Below are 15,897 nucleotides of genomic sequence, written 5' to 3'. Positions count from 1 at the left end.
GACCCCTGAGAGATGATCAGGTAGATAGGTTGGAAGTGGAAGGCCAGTGATGGTTGGAGCGGACCAATACTAATCGGTCGAGGACTTAACCAAAGAATTGGAAGAGTAAGAAAATGAACTTGGTAAGAATTGTGTTGAAGAGATTTGATTTATCCAGTTTTGAGTGAGCAAAAGCAAACTCAAAAGTAAATATACCAACAACACCAGTGTGGTGGCGATAGCGAGAAGGATACACCTGTTCCCATGCCGAACACAGAAGTTAAGCTTCTTAGCGCCGATTGTAGTGAAGGGTTTCCCTTTGTGAGAGTAGGACGCCGCCGCGCAAAATTCCGGCATAGCTCAGTTGGTAGTAGCGCATGACTGTTAATCATGATGTCGTAGGTTCGAGTCCTACTGCCGGAGTTCCTTTTTCAGGAAAGTGTAGAGTAATTAGAGTGCTTCTTTTCAACTCTGGAGAGTTGTCCGAGTGGCCGAAGGAGCATGATTGGAAATCATGTAGACGGCTAACGCTGTCTCAAGGGTTCGAATCCCTTACTCTCCGTTTTTGCTGGCCCGTTGGTCAAGTGGTTAAGACACCGCCCTTTCACGGCGGTAACACGGGTTCGAATCCCGTACGGGTCATTTGAGAATATTCGTTGGAGGTTTAGCTCAGCTGGGAGAGCACCTGCCTTACAAGCAGGGGGTCAGCGGTTCGATCCCGTTAACCTCCATAACTGGTTCCGTGGTGTAGGGGTTAACATGCCTGCCTGTCACGCAGGAGATCGCGGGTTCGATTCCCGTCGGGACCGTTAGTAACATTATATATCATTTGGCGCAGTAGCTCAGTTGGTAGAGCAACGGATTGAAGCTCCGTGTGTCGGCAGTTCGATTCTGTCTTGCGCCATTATGGAGGAATAGCGAAGTGGCTAAACGCGACGGACTGTAAATCCGTTCCTTAGGGTTCAGTGGTTCGAATCCACTTTCCTCCATTTAGGGGTATAGTTTAAAGGTAGAACAGCGGTCTCCAAAACCGTTAGTGTGGGTTCAATTCCTGCTACCCCTGCCATTTTAATTTAATAAGTTTTATGGCGATCGTGGCGAAGTGGTTAACGCACCGGATTGTGGCTCCGGCACTCGCGGGTTCGATTCCCGTCGTTCGCCCTTACCTTTTGAAAAAGAGGTTTAGGTACTTGGGGTATAGCCAAGCGGTAAGGCAACGGACTTTGACTCCGTCACTCGTTGGTTCGAATCCAGCTACCCCAGTTTAATTATGGCGGTATAGCCAAGTGGTAAGGCAGAGGTCTGCAAAACCTTCATCACCGGTTCAAATCCGGTTACCGCCTTGCAATAATTAAAAATTTATGACATGCCGGCGTGGCGGAATTGGCAGACGCGCTGGACTCAAAATCCAGTGCCCGCGAGGGCGTGCCGGTTCGACCCCGGCCGCCGGTATCATTGATCTATCAACGTTTTCGGACGTTTGATAGATTTTTTTGTTTTCTGTGAGATGAAATAACGGGACAAGGCTTTAGTTATCAAGAAATCTTAGAAATTGCGGAGGATATAGCAAATGGAAAATAAAATAAAGAGACTGGTAGCTCAAACTGTAGTTAAAAGTACGGCTGGTGGTGGTGCAGGTTCAACATTGGTATTGGAGTTTGAAGATACATCTTATATATTTATTTGGTGTTCTTGGCGCATTGAGCAAGGGAAAAAGGTGATTGTTACCTCTTCAGATACTGTTTTACCAACAGAGAGTAATGATAGTCCCAATGGTTTGATAGGTGAAAAGAGTCCGGTTCTTAAAGGAAGAAAAGTGAAAAATGTTTATTTGAGCCCTCAATATGATTTAGAAATCGTTTTTGATAATGAGTATAAGTTGCGCATTTTTTGTGATATAGGACCTTCCAGAGATGACTACGATATTAATTGGGAACTGAATATACCTACAGATAATATTTCTATTGAGATAAGTAACCACTTTAAAGAAAGGATGATTGAAGAGAATTTTAATGATTAAAATTGAAAAAGTTAATTGTATTTTATAGTCTTAAAATCCAGTGCCTGCGAGGGCGTCCTAGTTTGACCTCGGCCACCGGTAGTATTGATCTATCAACATTTTCGATTGTCTGATAGATCTTTTTTTGTTTTGGAATAAAGATATGGAAATACTTAGCTAATCTATTAAATTAAGAAAAATAGATTGATGTTTCTTTTATATTACTAACTTGTATTTAAGCGGCTTGAGGATAGTCAATTAGGTAAATGTAAATGTTTCAACCGCTATCTGCTTATTTCCAACAAGTATCAACTGCTATGCGGCATCTAAACGATCTCCTAAAAAAGCTTATTTAGAGTATGGTATTGGAAAACTACAAATTAGAAGAGATGGGAAAGAATGAATGGAAACTTTTTTCTATTTGATAGAATATCGATGCATGACTAACACTTGATGAGAATAAAGAATAAGAATATATCATCCCCCGCTTTTGCTGCTAAATGGTTTATTTGTAATTGATTAAGTACTTTGTGCTATAATTTTACTTATAAACGAGTGGCTAAGGGAGGTATTTTATGGAAAAAGCAGCATTGATTTTGGAAGGTGGAGCATTGCGTGTTCTCTTTACCAGCGGGATATTGGATCGATTCATTCAAAATGAGATTGAGTTTGAATATGTAAATGGCGTCTCAGGAGGAGCACTTTGTGGAGTCAACTATTTATCTAAGCAAGTAGGTCGAACTGCTGAAACGAATCTTCAGTTCCTGCATGATAAACGCTATATTGGGATGAGAAATCTTTTTTTCCACGGAGGGATTTTCAACTTTGATTTTCTTTTTGGTCCAATCTCTGAGACCTATATCCCATTTGATTACGAGACATATCTGTCTTCTGAGCAAATGTTCGAGATTGGTGCGACAAATTGTTTAACTGGAAAAAGCGATTATTTTAGAAAGATGCGCGACAATGATCAGTTTGAAGCAGTTAAGGCATCTGCCAGTATGCCGCTTGTTTCTAAGATACGTAAAGTAGATGAGCATCCTTATCTTGATGGAGGAATCAGTTCATCGATCCCTTACCAGCGGGCAATCGATCTTGGGTATAAAAAGATCGTTGTTGTTCTGACACAGGATATTGCGTATAGAAAGCCTGAGAACAGTCAGCGGGTTAATAAGCTTGCAGCACGATATTACCGGAAATATCCAGAATTTGTGAACGCCTTTATTACACGTCCTCAACGTTATAATGAAGAGCTGGAGGAGATCAATCGTCTGGAAAGAGAGGGGCGATTGTTTGTTTTTCGTCCGGAGCATCCAGTAGATGTTTCCAGAGTAGAAAAGGACAAGAGAAAGCTAGAGGCGTTGTATGAGCATGGAAAGATAGTGACAGATCAACAACTGAAGCAAATGGTTGCTTACTTAGTTCAAAAATAGAATCAGCTAAAAGGGTGCGGCAAGATTATGCTGCACCCTTTTAAAATTGGAATTCTTTATGCAGCAGCACCGTAATATGGAGGAAAAATTAAAAGAATCAAGAAAGCTACTGGTTTTTGATCAATAATCTTACATCATTTGAAGCAATGTTGATTGAGTACGGATTGATTGGTATCAGTTTTTCCTGTAAAGTTTTAGTGTTGGTATTTTTTTATTTATTATTTAATTTAAATCTGAGAATAATATTTAATGTATTAGGTTTACTCTGTAAAAAAGAGGGGGAAATATAGCTGAGTATCTAATGAAAGGAAAATTTACGATTCATTATACATAGATTTGAAAAAAATATAAATTATTTGGAAGAAAAAGAAGGGAGAACTGGATATTTCTTTTGAAGGATTGGAAGGAATATTTAGAAAAAATATCAATATTTTTTCTAATTGATACATGGTATCAATATTTTTATTCTTCATTCCTGTTGGAGGGTAATATCTATATGCTAATTTTAAAATAGCATAATGAATAAAATTTTATATCTTATTCATCTGAATGTCTCGATTTTTTTAAATAAGTAAAAAAAATGGAGACGAGGGTTACTTCAATTTTAATAGTAGTAATGGGATAATTTTAGAATAGTAAATACTACTGTTATGAAGTTATGCCATAGTCAAAATGGTAGGTAAAGGGGAAGTAGAATGAGTCCTAATGATTTACTTATGGAAGAAGAGCGATATCAGCTGTACATGCTGCAAATTCTTGAAGCAAGAAAATCTACATTTTGTTCTGTAGATCAAATTTGCGAAATATTGGAGCTTTCCAAGTACAAGGCTGAGAAAAATCTGGAAGCTTTGCAGGATACCTTACTGCTAGTTGAAGAAAAATCCTCTATAATAGTTGAGCCAACGGGCGAAATTCACCTGAGTGGAATAACTAATTTACTTTTGAAAAAGATGAGGCTGTACTATTTAGAAAAAAGTCCTTACTTTTTCATGTTTCATAGCTTCATAACAAAGGAAATGGGGGTGGAAACACAGCTGGAGCAGCTGCCTGTCAGCAGATCACTAGCCTATAAATACCAAAAGTATGTAAAAAAACTTTTGAGTGAAGAGAATTTTAAGTTAAATAAAAATCAAGTGATTGGCTCTGAATTTCGCTTGCGAAGTTTTGTTTTTGGTTTTTACTATGATGTGTTCAATGGCATCAGTAATCCTTTTTCAGTAGAAATTTCCAAAATGACAAAAGAGATCATTGATTTTTTAGTAAACTATCAAAATGTCTCAATACCAAAAACAAAAGAACATAAGCTAACGTTTTTCATCAATGTCTGGTTGACTCGAATCAGTCATGGTCATCTTGTTAAAGAAGAGTATACAAGAATGAAGGACAATACATTGAAGGAATACTTAATGAGGATCATGGTAACAAACTTTTCTCTTTCCAGAGGAAGCTGTGAAAAAGAGATTTCCTATTTCTTTTTATTTTTAGGATTAGAAGAGATTGAGCCTACTTCTGTAGAAGAATACTTAAATTTGGAAAGTGAAAAGGACGTAAAGCGAATAACGATGGAACTGCTGACCAAGCTGTCTAAACAGTTCAACTCGAATTTTCAAAAATTGACGAACTATCAGGAATTAGCAGATGGTTTAACCATGATCAACAGAAGGTGGCTTGTCTATCATTTTAGAGAATCCTCTTTCATTTTAAAGGTACAGCTTAAATACTTTCAGGAGGTCAACCCAAGGTTTGAGCAGTTTGTACGAACGTTTATAGGAAATTTAGACGATGCACTGTTTGAAAGTACACAGGAGAAGAACAAGCTATATTATGATTATCTTTTCTTCCTAATCACTAAGATACCTGTAGAAGAGTTGGAAGAACCGATTTATGTGTGTATCGACTTTTCTCACGGTAAAAGCTATAACGACTATATTCGTATGATGCTGTTAACACTGAAAAGCATGCACATTGTGTATGAAGAAAGCATAAGTTCCATGACACAGATCTACCTTTCTGATTTTGCCTTAGAGGAACTGATTTGTGAACAAATGATTTGGAAACGTCCTCCAACCCCAGATGATTGGGAAGAGTTTGGAGAACTATTACTAAAGGTCAGAGGAGTAGACCATGAATAAAAAAAATTGGAAATACCTGGTAATTGCAGTAAGTCTGTTTTCCCCAACTGGTTTTTTATATCTTAATAGAAGTCCGTTGCTGCTGCAGCAGGAATATCGTATGAAAAAAAATACTCAGTATATAAGTGCAGATGACTCTGATAATACTTTAGTTATTTCAAATCATAGTGAAGATGATCTTAAGAGGAAGATATTTAGAAACATAGAGGATAAGATCACGTTATTAGAAGAAAATGCTTATTTACCAGAAGGAGAGGACTCAGTAGTATTGCCGAAGTACTTGGCTAAAAAGAGCGGGACAGTCCTTTTTGGAACAAGACTGAAAAATAAAAGGGAGATTACTTAAGTGGAGAAAAAATATTTGTTAAACAAGTTTGGTGTAATCATTGCATTGCTAAGTGTAATTCTAAATCTATTGCCAATTCAGGCGATAGCAGAAACGATCCATTCATCAGATACTGTAGACATTGTAGTTAGTGCTGTTACTTTCACAAGTGAAGAAAATCACGAGGTTACGGAAGAAAACAGAATTGAACACGGCAGTAAAATAAAGGCGAAGCTTCATTGGCGGATTAGTGAGGCGAGCCCAATTGAAGAAGGAACAACTCTTATTTATAAGCTTCCTGAAAATCTGATGTTTCAAAATACTCAGGGGGAATTGGCAAATGAGTATGGAACGTATCACGTAAACGATAATCTGCTCTACCTGACATTGAAGCAGAATTATCAATTTTTAGAGGATGGCGTGACGCCGGATAGTGAGTCGCTTGAATTTTACGAAAGCGATCTTGAACTGGAAGCAATGACTGCAGCAAATGATGCAGCAGAAGAAATCGTGGATTTTGGGAACAATGTGTTATCAATGCTGTATTATGAAGCCTCTGCAGAGCAAGAAGAAGCAATTGGCGAAGAGGAGTATCAAGATGACTATCCGTTGGAAGAGCTGACAGAAGAAAACAATGATATTCAAGCTTCCAGATTGACAAGAGCAGGTATGGATATCAGCAGTTTACTTGATGTAACAGCAGTCAAATTAGAGAAAAATACAAGTGCCGGCTGGGTGGAAATCATGGATGGTGATAGTGCACAAGTTGGCGATATCATTCGATTGACAATCAATTGGGAGATGCTGAACTCCTTAGCTGTTGTTGCAGGTGACTATATCGAAATCGATCTACCGTCTATTTTCAAATTTGCGCCAACTGCACCAGTTGCTTTGAATGTAACTGTAGATGGTGTTTCTTACAATGTTGGACAATATCGATTGAATGCATCAGGAGATCATTCGAAATTGAGAATAGAGTTTAATGACGTATTAAATACAAATAATATCACATCAATTACTAATGGCTACCTTGTTTTCCAAGGCTCGTTGAATGAAACAAAAGAAGCGGGTGAACTGGTTGAAATCGGTACGATTCCATTGCCGAATTTTGAAATCGGGGAAACACCTCTTTACGAAGTTGGACCTAATACGTATAAAAAGCTGAGTAAGGAAGGCTCACAAAGAGCGAATGAGAACTCAATCAGTTGGAGGATCGTCACAAACTATGATGATCTGATGCGAGCGTATAAAGGAGAGGCACTGGTCAATAAATTTGAAAATACTATTTTAGTTGATGCGCTTGAAGAAGGCTTGGAGGTTACTTCAATTAGCCTGCAAATCCCTGTTTTAATGGTTGATGCAGCGGATTCAACTAAGCTTTACGCAAAACAGGTTCATGCCTTTGAACTTGGACTTACTCAAGTTTCTCCATCTGCAACCTATGAGCAAAGCTATGATGCTGTCAAAGCGTCAACTCCGGGGACCTATACTATTTTTATCGATAGTTCCGGAAAACAGACTGTGATCATGAACTTAGGGAATTTCCCTGTAACAAACGCTGCCGATACAGCAAACAGCTTGAGCTTTGGTTCTTCAAAAGCTGCTGCACTTCAAAGAGTCAGTGATGTATATGATTCAAATGTTACTCTGCCAACAGCCAATAAGGAAAATACCTTAGCTGCATTTGAACGACTTTTTGATGCCAGTCAAGACACGGGAATTGTTGGATTCTTAGTGAATATTGTTACTAAGGTAGATGATGATCATTTAGATCAAGAATCATTTGATAATGATGCTGCTCTCTACTTTGAAAATGGTAATGCTGAATCAGGTGTTAAGGATGTTCAGTTTGAGAAAATAGACGGTGGCGGCGATGGAACAATTCCAAAAGGGACTGTAGAAATTGTCAAAAAAGACCAAGATTCGTTAGCCAATCTTCCTAATGTTGTATTTTCAGTTGTGAAATATGATGGGGATGTCGAAGGTGCTGAAGTGGAACAAAAGACTACTGATTCAAATGGGAAAGTAACCTTTGAAAATTTGGCAATTGGGAAATATAAGCTAAAAGAAGTATCAGGTCTGGATCAGTATAACCCAAGAATGATTATTGAAAATCAAGCGGGTTTATCGTCAGAGGGTGTCTTTGAAATCAAAGTAACAGATACCAAAGGCTTCCAGTTTACTATTTATAATAAGAAAAAGGCAACGAGTATTAGTTTGGAAGCAACAAAGAGTTTGATTGGTAAAACATTAGCAGCCGATCAGTTCGAATTTGAGTTAGTGGATGATCAAGGAGCTGTGCTTCAAACAAAGACAAATGATGCGAACGGGAATATTTACTTCGATGCGATTGCCTATACAGCTGAAGGGGTTCATGAATATACGATTCGTGAAAAAGCGGGAAATGTAGATACAATCACGTATGATCCAACCACCTATCAAGCGACGGTAACAGTAGAAGATAAGAGCGGACAACTTGAAGCGACAGTCGTCTACTCAGACATTGTCCAATTCGAAAATCAGTACACACCAAAAGCTGGAAGTGCAGTATTGGAAGGAACGAAGGTTCTGACAGGAAAGACGTTGGTTGCCAATCAGTTCGAATTTGAATTAGTGGATGATCAAGGTGTTGTACTTCAAACGAAGACAAATGATGCAAACGGGAATATCCATTTTGATGCCATTGCCTATACAGCTGAGGGTGTGCACGAATATACAATTCGTGAAAAAGTAGGAACAGATAACACGATCACGTATGACCCAGCAACTTACCAAGCAACAGTAACAGTAGAAGATAAGAGCGGACAGCTGGAAGCAACAATCGTGTATTCCGATGTTGTGCAGTTCGAGAATCAATACGAGCCAAAGGCTGGAAGTGCAGTATTAGAAGGAACAAAAGTTCTGACAGGAAAAGCATTAACAGCGGGCGAGTTCGAATTTGAATTAGTGGATGATCAAGGAGCTGTGCTTCAAACGAAGACAAATGACGCGAATGGAAATATCTACTTTGATGCGATTGCTTATACAGCAGAAGGAGTCCATGAATATACGATTCGTGAAAAAGCGGGAAATGTAGATACGATCACGTATGACCCAACCACCTATCAAGCGACGGTAACAGTAGAAGATAAGGGCGGACAGCTGGAAGCGACAATCGTGTATTCCGATGTTATGCAGTTCGAGAATGAGTACACACCAAAAGCTGGAAGTGCAGTATTGGAAGGAACGAAGGTTCTGACAGGAAAGACGTTGGTTGCCGGTGAGTTCGAATTTGAATTAGTCGATGATCAAGGAGCTGTGCTTCAAACGAAGACAAATAATGCGAACGGGAATATTTACTTCGATGCGATTGCCTATACAGCTGAAGGCGTTCATGAATATACAATTCGTGAAAAAGCTGGAAGTGTAGATACGATCGCCTATGACCCAACCACCTATCAAGCGACGGTAACAGTAGAAGATAAGGGCGGACAGCTGGAAGCGACAATCGTGTATTCCGATGTTGTGCAGTTCGAGAATCAATACGAGCCAAAGGCTGGAAGTGCAGTATTAGAAGGAACGAAGGTTCTGATAGGAAAAGCATTAACAGCGGGCGAGTTCGAATTTGAATTAGTGGATGATCAAGGTGTTGTACTTCAAACAAAGTCAAATGATGCGAATGGGAATATTTACTTCGATGCGATTGCCTATACAGCTGAGGGTGTGCACGAATATACAATTCGTGAAAAAGCCGGAAGTGTAAATACGATCACCTATGACCCAGCGACTTACCAAGCAACAGTAACAGTAGAAGATAAAGGTGGACAACTGGAAACAACAACTGTGTATTCCGATGTTGTGCAGTTCGAAAATCAATACGAGCCAAAGGCTGGAAGTGCAGTATTGGAAGGAACAAAGGTTCTGACAGGAAAGACGTTGGTTGCCGGTGAGTTCGAATTTGAATTAGTCGATGATCAAGGAGCTGTGCTTCAAACAAAGACAAATGATGCGAACGGGAATATTTACTTCGATGCGATTGCCTATACAGCAGAAGGAGTTCATGAATATACAATTCGTGAAAAAGCCGGAAATGTAGATACAATCACGTATGACCCAACAACGTATCAAGCAACAGTAACAGTAGAAGATAAGGGCGGCCAACTGGAAGCGACAATTGTGTATTCCGATGTTGTGCAGTTCGAGAATCAATACGAGCCAAAGGCTGGAAGTGCAGTATTGGAAGGAACGAAGGTTCTGACAGGAAAAGCATTAACAGCGGGCGAGTTCGAATTTGAATTAGTGGATGATCAAGGAACTGTGCTTCAAACAAAGACAAATGATGCGAATGGAAATATCTACTTTGATGCGATTGCCTATACAGTTGAAGGCGTCCATGAATATACGATTCGTGAAAAAGCGGGAAATGTAGATACGATCACGTATGACCCAACAACGTATCAAGCGACGGTAACAGTAGAAGATAAGGGCGGACAGCTGGAAGCGACAGTAGTCTATTCCGACATTGTCCAATTCGAAAACGAGTACACACCTCTTCCTTCTGGGAAGATTCATCTGAAAAAAATCGATGATAAAACTGGTGCAACACTTGCTGGTGCTGAATTCGAATTACAGTATCCTAACAGCGACGTTGTTGAAGGGTATGAAACTATCATCACAGATGCAAACGGTGAAGCGACAATTGAAAACCTAGAAGCCGGAAGCTATCAGATCGTTGAAACGAAAGCTCCAATAGGCTATGTAATTGATACAACACCAATAACTTTTGAGGTAACTGAGGAATCTACGGATGGACAAACATTGACCAAAAAGAACAAGCTGGAAGAAAAAGGTGTTGTCTTGACGAAGGTTGACAGTGCAACCCAAAAAGTTCTTAAGGGTGCTGAATTTGAATTGCGTGATGAAAAAAGTAATGTGATCAAAGAAAAATTGATTACAGATGAAAATGGATTGATCTATCTTGGTGATTTAGAACCTGGAAACTATCAATTTGTGGAAACAAAAGCGCCACAAGGTTATCAGATTGATACCACGCCAGTAACTTTTTCAATTGTTGCTGACAGTCATAGCATTGTAGCAGTCGTGAAAGAAAATAAAGCAATAAAGACCTTGCCAAGTACAGGGAATAGTTCTGGAAGCACAGCAAAGAACTCGGGTCTGCCAAAAACTGGAAGCGAGTATAGAAAGCAGTTAGAGTATTTAGGAATCTTATGCTTGTTCTTAATGCTGCTGCTTACAGTAAATAATTACAGAAAACGTAAGGCTTAGAAAAAATCCGGAAGTTTAAAAGCGGGTCATAAGAATGGGTCAGGTAATATGGAAAGTTTGGCTTGTAAGAAAGTATGCCTTTATAAGCAGAAGTTCTAGCTTTACAGGAGCGTTCGTCTTTAATAGACGAACGTATTACCTGATCATATTTAATGTATATGACGATCTCGTGCTCTTTGCTGAGAAGCATCTTGAAGTTCTCAAGCAGACATATAGCAGTAGTATCGGCAATTGAATCATTGACCAACTTTACGGAGAAACATCTTCTTTTTAAAATCAACGAATAAAATGATTGAAAAGTAAAGGGGAAGAGTAGTTTATGAAAGCGGGAATTATTAATTTATCGGCAGATTTTGCTGAATCTTATTCAAAGAAGCTCGAAAAAAATAATATCCACGTGATACCATTAGCTCTAGATGATTTTGAACAAAAGATATCGGAGCTTGATGCAGTGATTGTTCGAGAAATTGCGGTGGAGGATACGGTCCAAACCTGTAGTATTCTAATCAAGCTTAAAGAAAAAACGAATGCGGATGTATGGGTATTTTCTTCTACTCCTCAAAAAATCACAAGAACCGTCTATCTTCAACTAGGAGCATTGGGCATTCTTTCTGAAGAATGTGATGAGGATGAATTACAGTTGATCATTTCCAACAGCTTGTGCCGAAAGGGAAATAAGAGCGATGATTCATTGAGAGATGGAATCGACCAAGAACCTGATCAAGCCGTTCAAAAGCTGAAGCTTATTCCTCAAAACCACGGAGTACAAATTCTTGGTGAAAAAGAAATAACATTGACTACATTAGAATATAAGGTCATCAGCTTATTGTATAATAATAGGAATAATGTTGTTACATACGGAGAAATTTATGAGCGAGTATGGCAAAAGAAATACAACAACCAAAAATACCGTGTGGCAAACTTGATTTATCATCTGCGTGAAAAAATGGAAGATAATCCCAATGGGCCTTCTTTCATACGAACAATTCGTTCGAAAGGATACATGTTGGATCTGTTGGCAATCTAAGAAAATATGGCGTTGATATGCCAATTCAAAAACGCATTTCCTGAGTTTGGGAAATGCGTTTTTTCCTGTAATGATTTAATTCCTTAAGTCTTTGGGATACCTTGAACAATTGCTTTTCTGACAACCTCTACGCAGGCTGTGGATAGGGATAGGAAGCTGCATTCCTTTTCTCCGCTGGCTAATGCAAAAAGAGTATCGCCATCAAATTCTGTATGAACCGGGTTGATGGCAAGAGCAAAACCGTCATGGGCAATATCAGCTAGTTTATTTGCTTGCTCTTTTGTCAGGAGAGCATTAGTCAAAATGCAGCCAATCGTGGTGTTTTGTCCTGACATGTCGTGATGTGTTCCTTCCAGCAGAAGTTCTTTTGCGTTTTTCCCCTCCGGATGACGAACGCCTGCTATCCACTGATTCTTTTCGTTGTAAATATCACCAAAAGCATTAACAGCAATAATAGCCGTGATTTCTACACCATTATCGATCTGGATGGTTGAAATACCCAATCCTCCTTTAGAAGCAAAATCAGGTCCCATTACTTTTCCAATAGTCGCTCCTACTCCAGCACCGACATTTCCTTGTTGAGAATTGTCACAAGTTGCCGCTTCGCAAGCTCGATAACCCAGCTGTTTATCAGGAAAATCAAACTTTCCGTAATCCATGTCGAATAGAACGGCTCCGGCAACAATCGGAACACGATGCTTCCCTGCTTGATACCCAATATTTTTTTCGCGAAGATAATCCATGACACCACAGCTTGCTTCAAGTCCAAAGGCGCTTCCGCCACTTAGAACGACAGCATTTGCATGCTGTACACTATTCATCGGACGCAGCAGATCTGTCTCACGAGTTCCGGGAGCTGCGCCTCGAACGGAGACACCGCCTACGGCTCCTTCCGGTGCTAGAATAACAGTGACGCCTGTATCCTTTCCCTCATTTTCAGCATGTCCGATCAAAAATTTCTCTATCATTTTATCGTTATCCTCTCTTGATTCGAGTTCTTATACCAAATAATAATTGCAATTATAACTAGAATTTTAGCGTGCTTTTGTGAAGACTTCAATCCTTTCTTTGCTTTTTGTAAAAACAAAGCCTATAACTATGAGGGAATAGCAACTGAGGAGAGCAGTGAGAAAAGAAGAGCTGTTGGAAGTTTTCTGGTTTCAAATGAAATTGAAGGCCTTATGTTTTTCTTCGTGTATAATAAGAAGAAAGAACTGCTAATTTTCAAGATGGGGGAGCTACTTATGGAATTGAGAGTACTGAGGTATTTTTGGACAATTGCTGAAGAGGGCAATATTTCGAAGGCAGCGGAGCTGCTTCATATCACCCAGCCTACATTGAGCCGGCAGTTGATGAATCTTGAAGAGGAATTAGGTGCTCAGCTGTTTATTCGTGAGAAAAAGAGGCTGGTTTTGACGGAGGCCGGTTTATATCTGAAGGACCGTGCACAAGAAATCATTTCATTAGCGGATAAAACGGAGCAGGAATTTGAGGATCAAAAAAAGCAATTATTCAGCGGAACGATTTCGATCGGCTGTGTGGAAGCTAACAGCTCTGTGGTGTTAGCAGCACTGCTGGAGGAATTTATTTCTGAATACCCTCAAGTCACCTTCAATATGTTCAGCGGTACTGGGGATGATATTTCTGAGAAGCTGGACAAAGGTTTATTGGATATCGGTATTTTACTGGAGCCGGTTCAGACAGATAAGTATGAGAGCCTTGTATTTCCCGAAAAGGAACGATGGGGGATATTAGTAGAGAAGAATTCTTTCCTTGCTCAGAAAATTGGTGTTCGTCCAACTGAACTGTATGGTGTACCTATATTGTGTTCCGCCAGATCTGAAGTTCAGCGATTACTTGAACAATGGATGGCTGTTCCCTTTGATGAGTTGAATATTGTTGGAACCTATAATCTGATTTTCAATGTTTTTTCTTTAGTGGAAAATCAAGTCGGGGTGGCATTAATGATCGAAGGCGCATCAATGAATTTGAAAAACGAGAACACACAATTCATTCCGCTTTTACCGGAAGTAAGCACGGATTCTGTCTTAGTATGGAAACGTCATCGTGTCCTTTCTCCGGTAACCAATGAATTTATACGAAGAGTAAAATATGCCTTTCAAGCATAGATACTTCTTTTAATAAGTATTAGACCAATAATAAATAGCGCTGTACCATGTAGATAGAAGCTGCATGGTACAGTTTTTTTGAGGAAAGGAGGCGATGAGATGAGAGCAGTGATCTACTATTCCAGAAGCGGTGAAAATTATGTGAATGGGCAACTGAAGCAGCTGTCAAAGGGGAATACGATGGTTGTTGCAGAAAAAATTGCTGATTATCTTGAGGCAGAGTTGATCAGACTGATTCCTAAAAAAGATTATCCTGATGACTATCAAGAAATGGTTGAATTGGCTGAGCAAGAGAAGAAGGAGCAAAAGCATCCTGAATACCAAGCAATTATTCAGGATATATCTAACTATGATGAATTGTTTATCGGCTATCCGAACTGGTGGGGGACATTTCCGCAAGTTATCGCAACATTTTTGAAACAGCAGGAGTTATCCGGCAAAACGATTTATCCATTTTGCACCCATGAAGGGAGTGCAATGGGCACAAGTGTATCAGATATGATAAGACTTTGCCCAAATGCTAAAATCGAAACAGGCTTAGCTGTTCGTGGTTCAAAAGCAGCCGTTTCAGATAAAACAATTGCTAATTGGCTGAACCACCTGATCAAATAGACTCAAAAGCAAGAAAACATCAAGCTTCTATAATTCAGGTTTTTCATATGGAATGACTAGCTTAAATGAACAAAAATGATAGCTTTGGTGTATGATCCAACAAACAATCAAGGAGGAAGAACGATGGCTAAATACGAAGAATTGAAAAACAGTGTGATTTTTCCACTAGGAGAGAGTGTAGTGGAGTTCAAGCCCTATTTTACTGGAACGAGTTATTTGAATATGCTGGTGACTGATCCACAGTTCAATTGTCCAATCGGGAATGTAACTTTTGAGCCTGGCTGTCGTAATCATTGGCACAGCCATGAAGGCGGGCAAATTCTTTTAGTGACCGGAGGTGAAGGCTGGTATCAGGAGGAAGGTCAAGCAGCGAGAAAGTTGACTGTAGGTGACGTCGTAACGATTCCTGCTCATGTGAATCATTGGCACGGAGCTGCAGCAGATAGTTGGTTTACTCATCTTGCAATCACGACTAATCCGCAGTTAGGAGGAACCAACTGGCTGGAGCCTGTCACAGATGAAGAGTATGCCGAAGTAGAAGGATAAAAAGTCGGTATGGCTTGAGAAATGACGAGTAGTAAATCATTTGTTCTAAGACATGCAGATAGAGAAAAGCCTAACTGGCGTAATAAACTAAGGAGCTGAATATTTATGACAAAGAAACAAACAGCAGGAAGAGATATACTGGGAGAGTTTGCCCCAAAATTTGCCGAGCTGAATGATGATGTGTTATTTGGTGAGGTTTGGTCTCGGGAGCAAAAAATGTCTGCTAGGGATCGTAGTCTAATCACATGTGCCAGCTTGATTACTCAAGGTGCGTCGCAATTAGAGGCGCATTTGAAGATTGCAAAGGAAAACGGCGTGACGAAAGAAGAAATCGTTGAAGTGATCACTCACTTGGCCTTTTATGCAGGTTGGCCGAAGGCGTGGTCAGCATTCACATTGGCAAAAGAGATTTACAGCGAATAGCTGCAGAGATAATTGCAGATTTTGTCT

11 protein-coding genes, 12 tRNA genes and 2 rRNA genes are annotated in these 15,897 nt (G+C 39.6%); 24 read left to right on the top strand and 1 reads right to left on the bottom strand.

All coding sequences use genetic code 11. The annotated features are described in order from the left end of the window. From I6N96_RS19130 to I6N96_RS19035, 20 genes are all read left to right on the top strand, one after another. A 23S ribosomal RNA gene (locus I6N96_RS19130) occupies nucleotides 1–93 on the top strand; the annotation flags it as partial. Between the two features lie 114 nt (nucleotides 94–207). Further along, nucleotides 208–323 (top strand): 5S ribosomal RNA (rrf, locus tag I6N96_RS19125). A 5-nt stretch (nucleotides 324–328) separates the two neighbouring features. Further along, nucleotides 329–402, top strand: a tRNA-Asn gene (locus I6N96_RS19120). A 50-nt stretch (nucleotides 403–452) separates the two neighbouring features. Then, nucleotides 453–541 (top strand) — tRNA-Ser (locus tag I6N96_RS19115). An 8-nt stretch (nucleotides 542–549) separates the two neighbouring features. After that, nucleotides 550–621, top strand: a tRNA-Glu gene (locus I6N96_RS19110). A 16-nt stretch (nucleotides 622–637) separates the two neighbouring features. After that, nucleotides 638–710: transfer RNA gene (locus I6N96_RS19105), tRNA-Val, on the top strand. 5 nt (nucleotides 711–715) lie between these two features. Beyond that, nucleotides 716–788: transfer RNA gene (locus I6N96_RS19100), tRNA-Asp, on the top strand. A 22-nt stretch (nucleotides 789–810) separates the two neighbouring features. Beyond that, a tRNA-Phe gene (locus I6N96_RS19095) sits at nucleotides 811–883 on the top strand. A gap of 4 nt (nucleotides 884–887) precedes the next feature. Continuing rightward, nucleotides 888–968 (top strand) — tRNA-Tyr (locus tag I6N96_RS19090). A gap of 3 nt (nucleotides 969–971) precedes the next feature. Then, a tRNA-Trp gene (locus I6N96_RS19085) sits at nucleotides 972–1,045 on the top strand. 22 nt (nucleotides 1,046–1,067) lie between these two features. Continuing rightward, nucleotides 1,068–1,140 (top strand) — tRNA-His (locus I6N96_RS19080). A gap of 30 nt (nucleotides 1,141–1,170) precedes the next feature. After that, nucleotides 1,171–1,242, top strand: a tRNA-Gln gene (locus I6N96_RS19075). Nucleotides 1,243–1,251: 9 nt separating this feature from the next. Further along, nucleotides 1,252–1,322, top strand: a tRNA-Cys gene (locus I6N96_RS19070). A gap of 25 nt (nucleotides 1,323–1,347) precedes the next feature. Next, a tRNA-Leu gene (locus tag I6N96_RS19065) sits at nucleotides 1,348–1,431 on the top strand. Between the two features lie 118 nt (nucleotides 1,432–1,549). Then, nucleotides 1,550–1,999, top strand: a complete 450-nt coding sequence (locus I6N96_RS19060) for a hypothetical protein (RefSeq protein WP_209559162.1) — start codon at nucleotides 1,550–1,552, stop codon at nucleotides 1,997–1,999. A gap of 554 nt (nucleotides 2,000–2,553) precedes the next feature. Then, a complete protein-coding gene (locus I6N96_RS19055; RefSeq protein ID WP_209559161.1) occupies nucleotides 2,554–3,411 on the top strand; it encodes a patatin-like phospholipase family protein in 858 nt (285 codons plus the stop codon). A gap of 695 nt (nucleotides 3,412–4,106) precedes the next feature. Beyond that, nucleotides 4,107–5,543, top strand: a complete 1,437-nt coding sequence (locus I6N96_RS19050) for a helix-turn-helix domain-containing protein (RefSeq protein WP_209559160.1) — start codon at nucleotides 4,107–4,109, stop codon at nucleotides 5,541–5,543. After that, nucleotides 5,536–5,889, top strand: a complete 354-nt coding sequence (locus tag I6N96_RS19045) for a hypothetical protein (RefSeq protein ID WP_209559159.1) — start codon at nucleotides 5,536–5,538, stop codon at nucleotides 5,887–5,889. Before I6N96_RS19050 ends, I6N96_RS19045 begins: the two co-directional genes overlap by 8 nt. Continuing rightward, nucleotides 5,890–11,133, top strand: a complete 5,244-nt coding sequence (locus I6N96_RS19040; protein WP_209559158.1) for a Spy0128 family protein — start codon at nucleotides 5,890–5,892, stop codon at nucleotides 11,131–11,133. A gap of 319 nt (nucleotides 11,134–11,452) precedes the next feature. Then, nucleotides 11,453–12,160, top strand: a complete 708-nt coding sequence (locus tag I6N96_RS19035) for a winged helix-turn-helix domain-containing protein (RefSeq protein WP_209559157.1) — start codon at nucleotides 11,453–11,455, stop codon at nucleotides 12,158–12,160. Nucleotides 12,161–12,243: 83 nt separating this feature from the next. Here I6N96_RS19035 and I6N96_RS19030 read toward each other — a convergent pair whose 3' ends face one another. Beyond that, on the bottom strand, nucleotides 12,244–13,128 hold the full coding sequence (locus I6N96_RS19030) for a P1 family peptidase (protein WP_209559156.1): 885 nt from the start codon (nucleotides 13,126–13,128) through the stop codon (nucleotides 12,244–12,246). A gap of 276 nt (nucleotides 13,129–13,404) precedes the next feature. On the opposite strand from I6N96_RS19030, the gene I6N96_RS19025 reads away from it, so the two are divergent. From I6N96_RS19025 to I6N96_RS19010, 4 genes are all read left to right on the top strand, one after another. Further along, the gene (locus tag I6N96_RS19025) at nucleotides 13,405–14,289 is read left to right on the top strand and encodes a LysR family transcriptional regulator (RefSeq protein ID WP_209559155.1); all 885 of its coding nucleotides are present in this window, start codon (nucleotides 13,405–13,407) and stop codon (nucleotides 14,287–14,289) included. Nucleotides 14,290–14,388: 99 nt separating this feature from the next. Next, the gene (locus I6N96_RS19020) at nucleotides 14,389–14,901 is read left to right on the top strand and encodes a flavodoxin (RefSeq protein WP_209559154.1); all 513 of its coding nucleotides are present in this window, start codon (nucleotides 14,389–14,391) and stop codon (nucleotides 14,899–14,901) included. Between the two features lie 123 nt (nucleotides 14,902–15,024). Then, nucleotides 15,025–15,447 carry a cupin domain-containing protein gene (locus I6N96_RS19015; protein ID WP_209559153.1) on the top strand — a complete coding sequence of 141 codons (423 nt, stop codon included), beginning with the start codon at nucleotides 15,025–15,027 and terminating at the stop codon, nucleotides 15,445–15,447. A gap of 105 nt (nucleotides 15,448–15,552) precedes the next feature. After that, entirely contained in the window at nucleotides 15,553–15,870 is a 318-nt protein-coding gene (locus I6N96_RS19010; RefSeq protein ID WP_209559152.1) for a carboxymuconolactone decarboxylase family protein, read from the top strand. Nucleotides 15,871–15,897 lie beyond the last annotated feature (27 nt).

The organism is Enterococcus larvae (assembly GCF_017830045.1).
In the GTDB taxonomy this organism is placed as follows: Bacteria; Bacillota; Bacilli; order Lactobacillales; family Enterococcaceae; genus Enterococcus_L; species Enterococcus_L larvae.
Note: the sequence above shows the minus strand (reverse complement) of the source record. Positions and strands in the feature narration are given on the sequence as shown.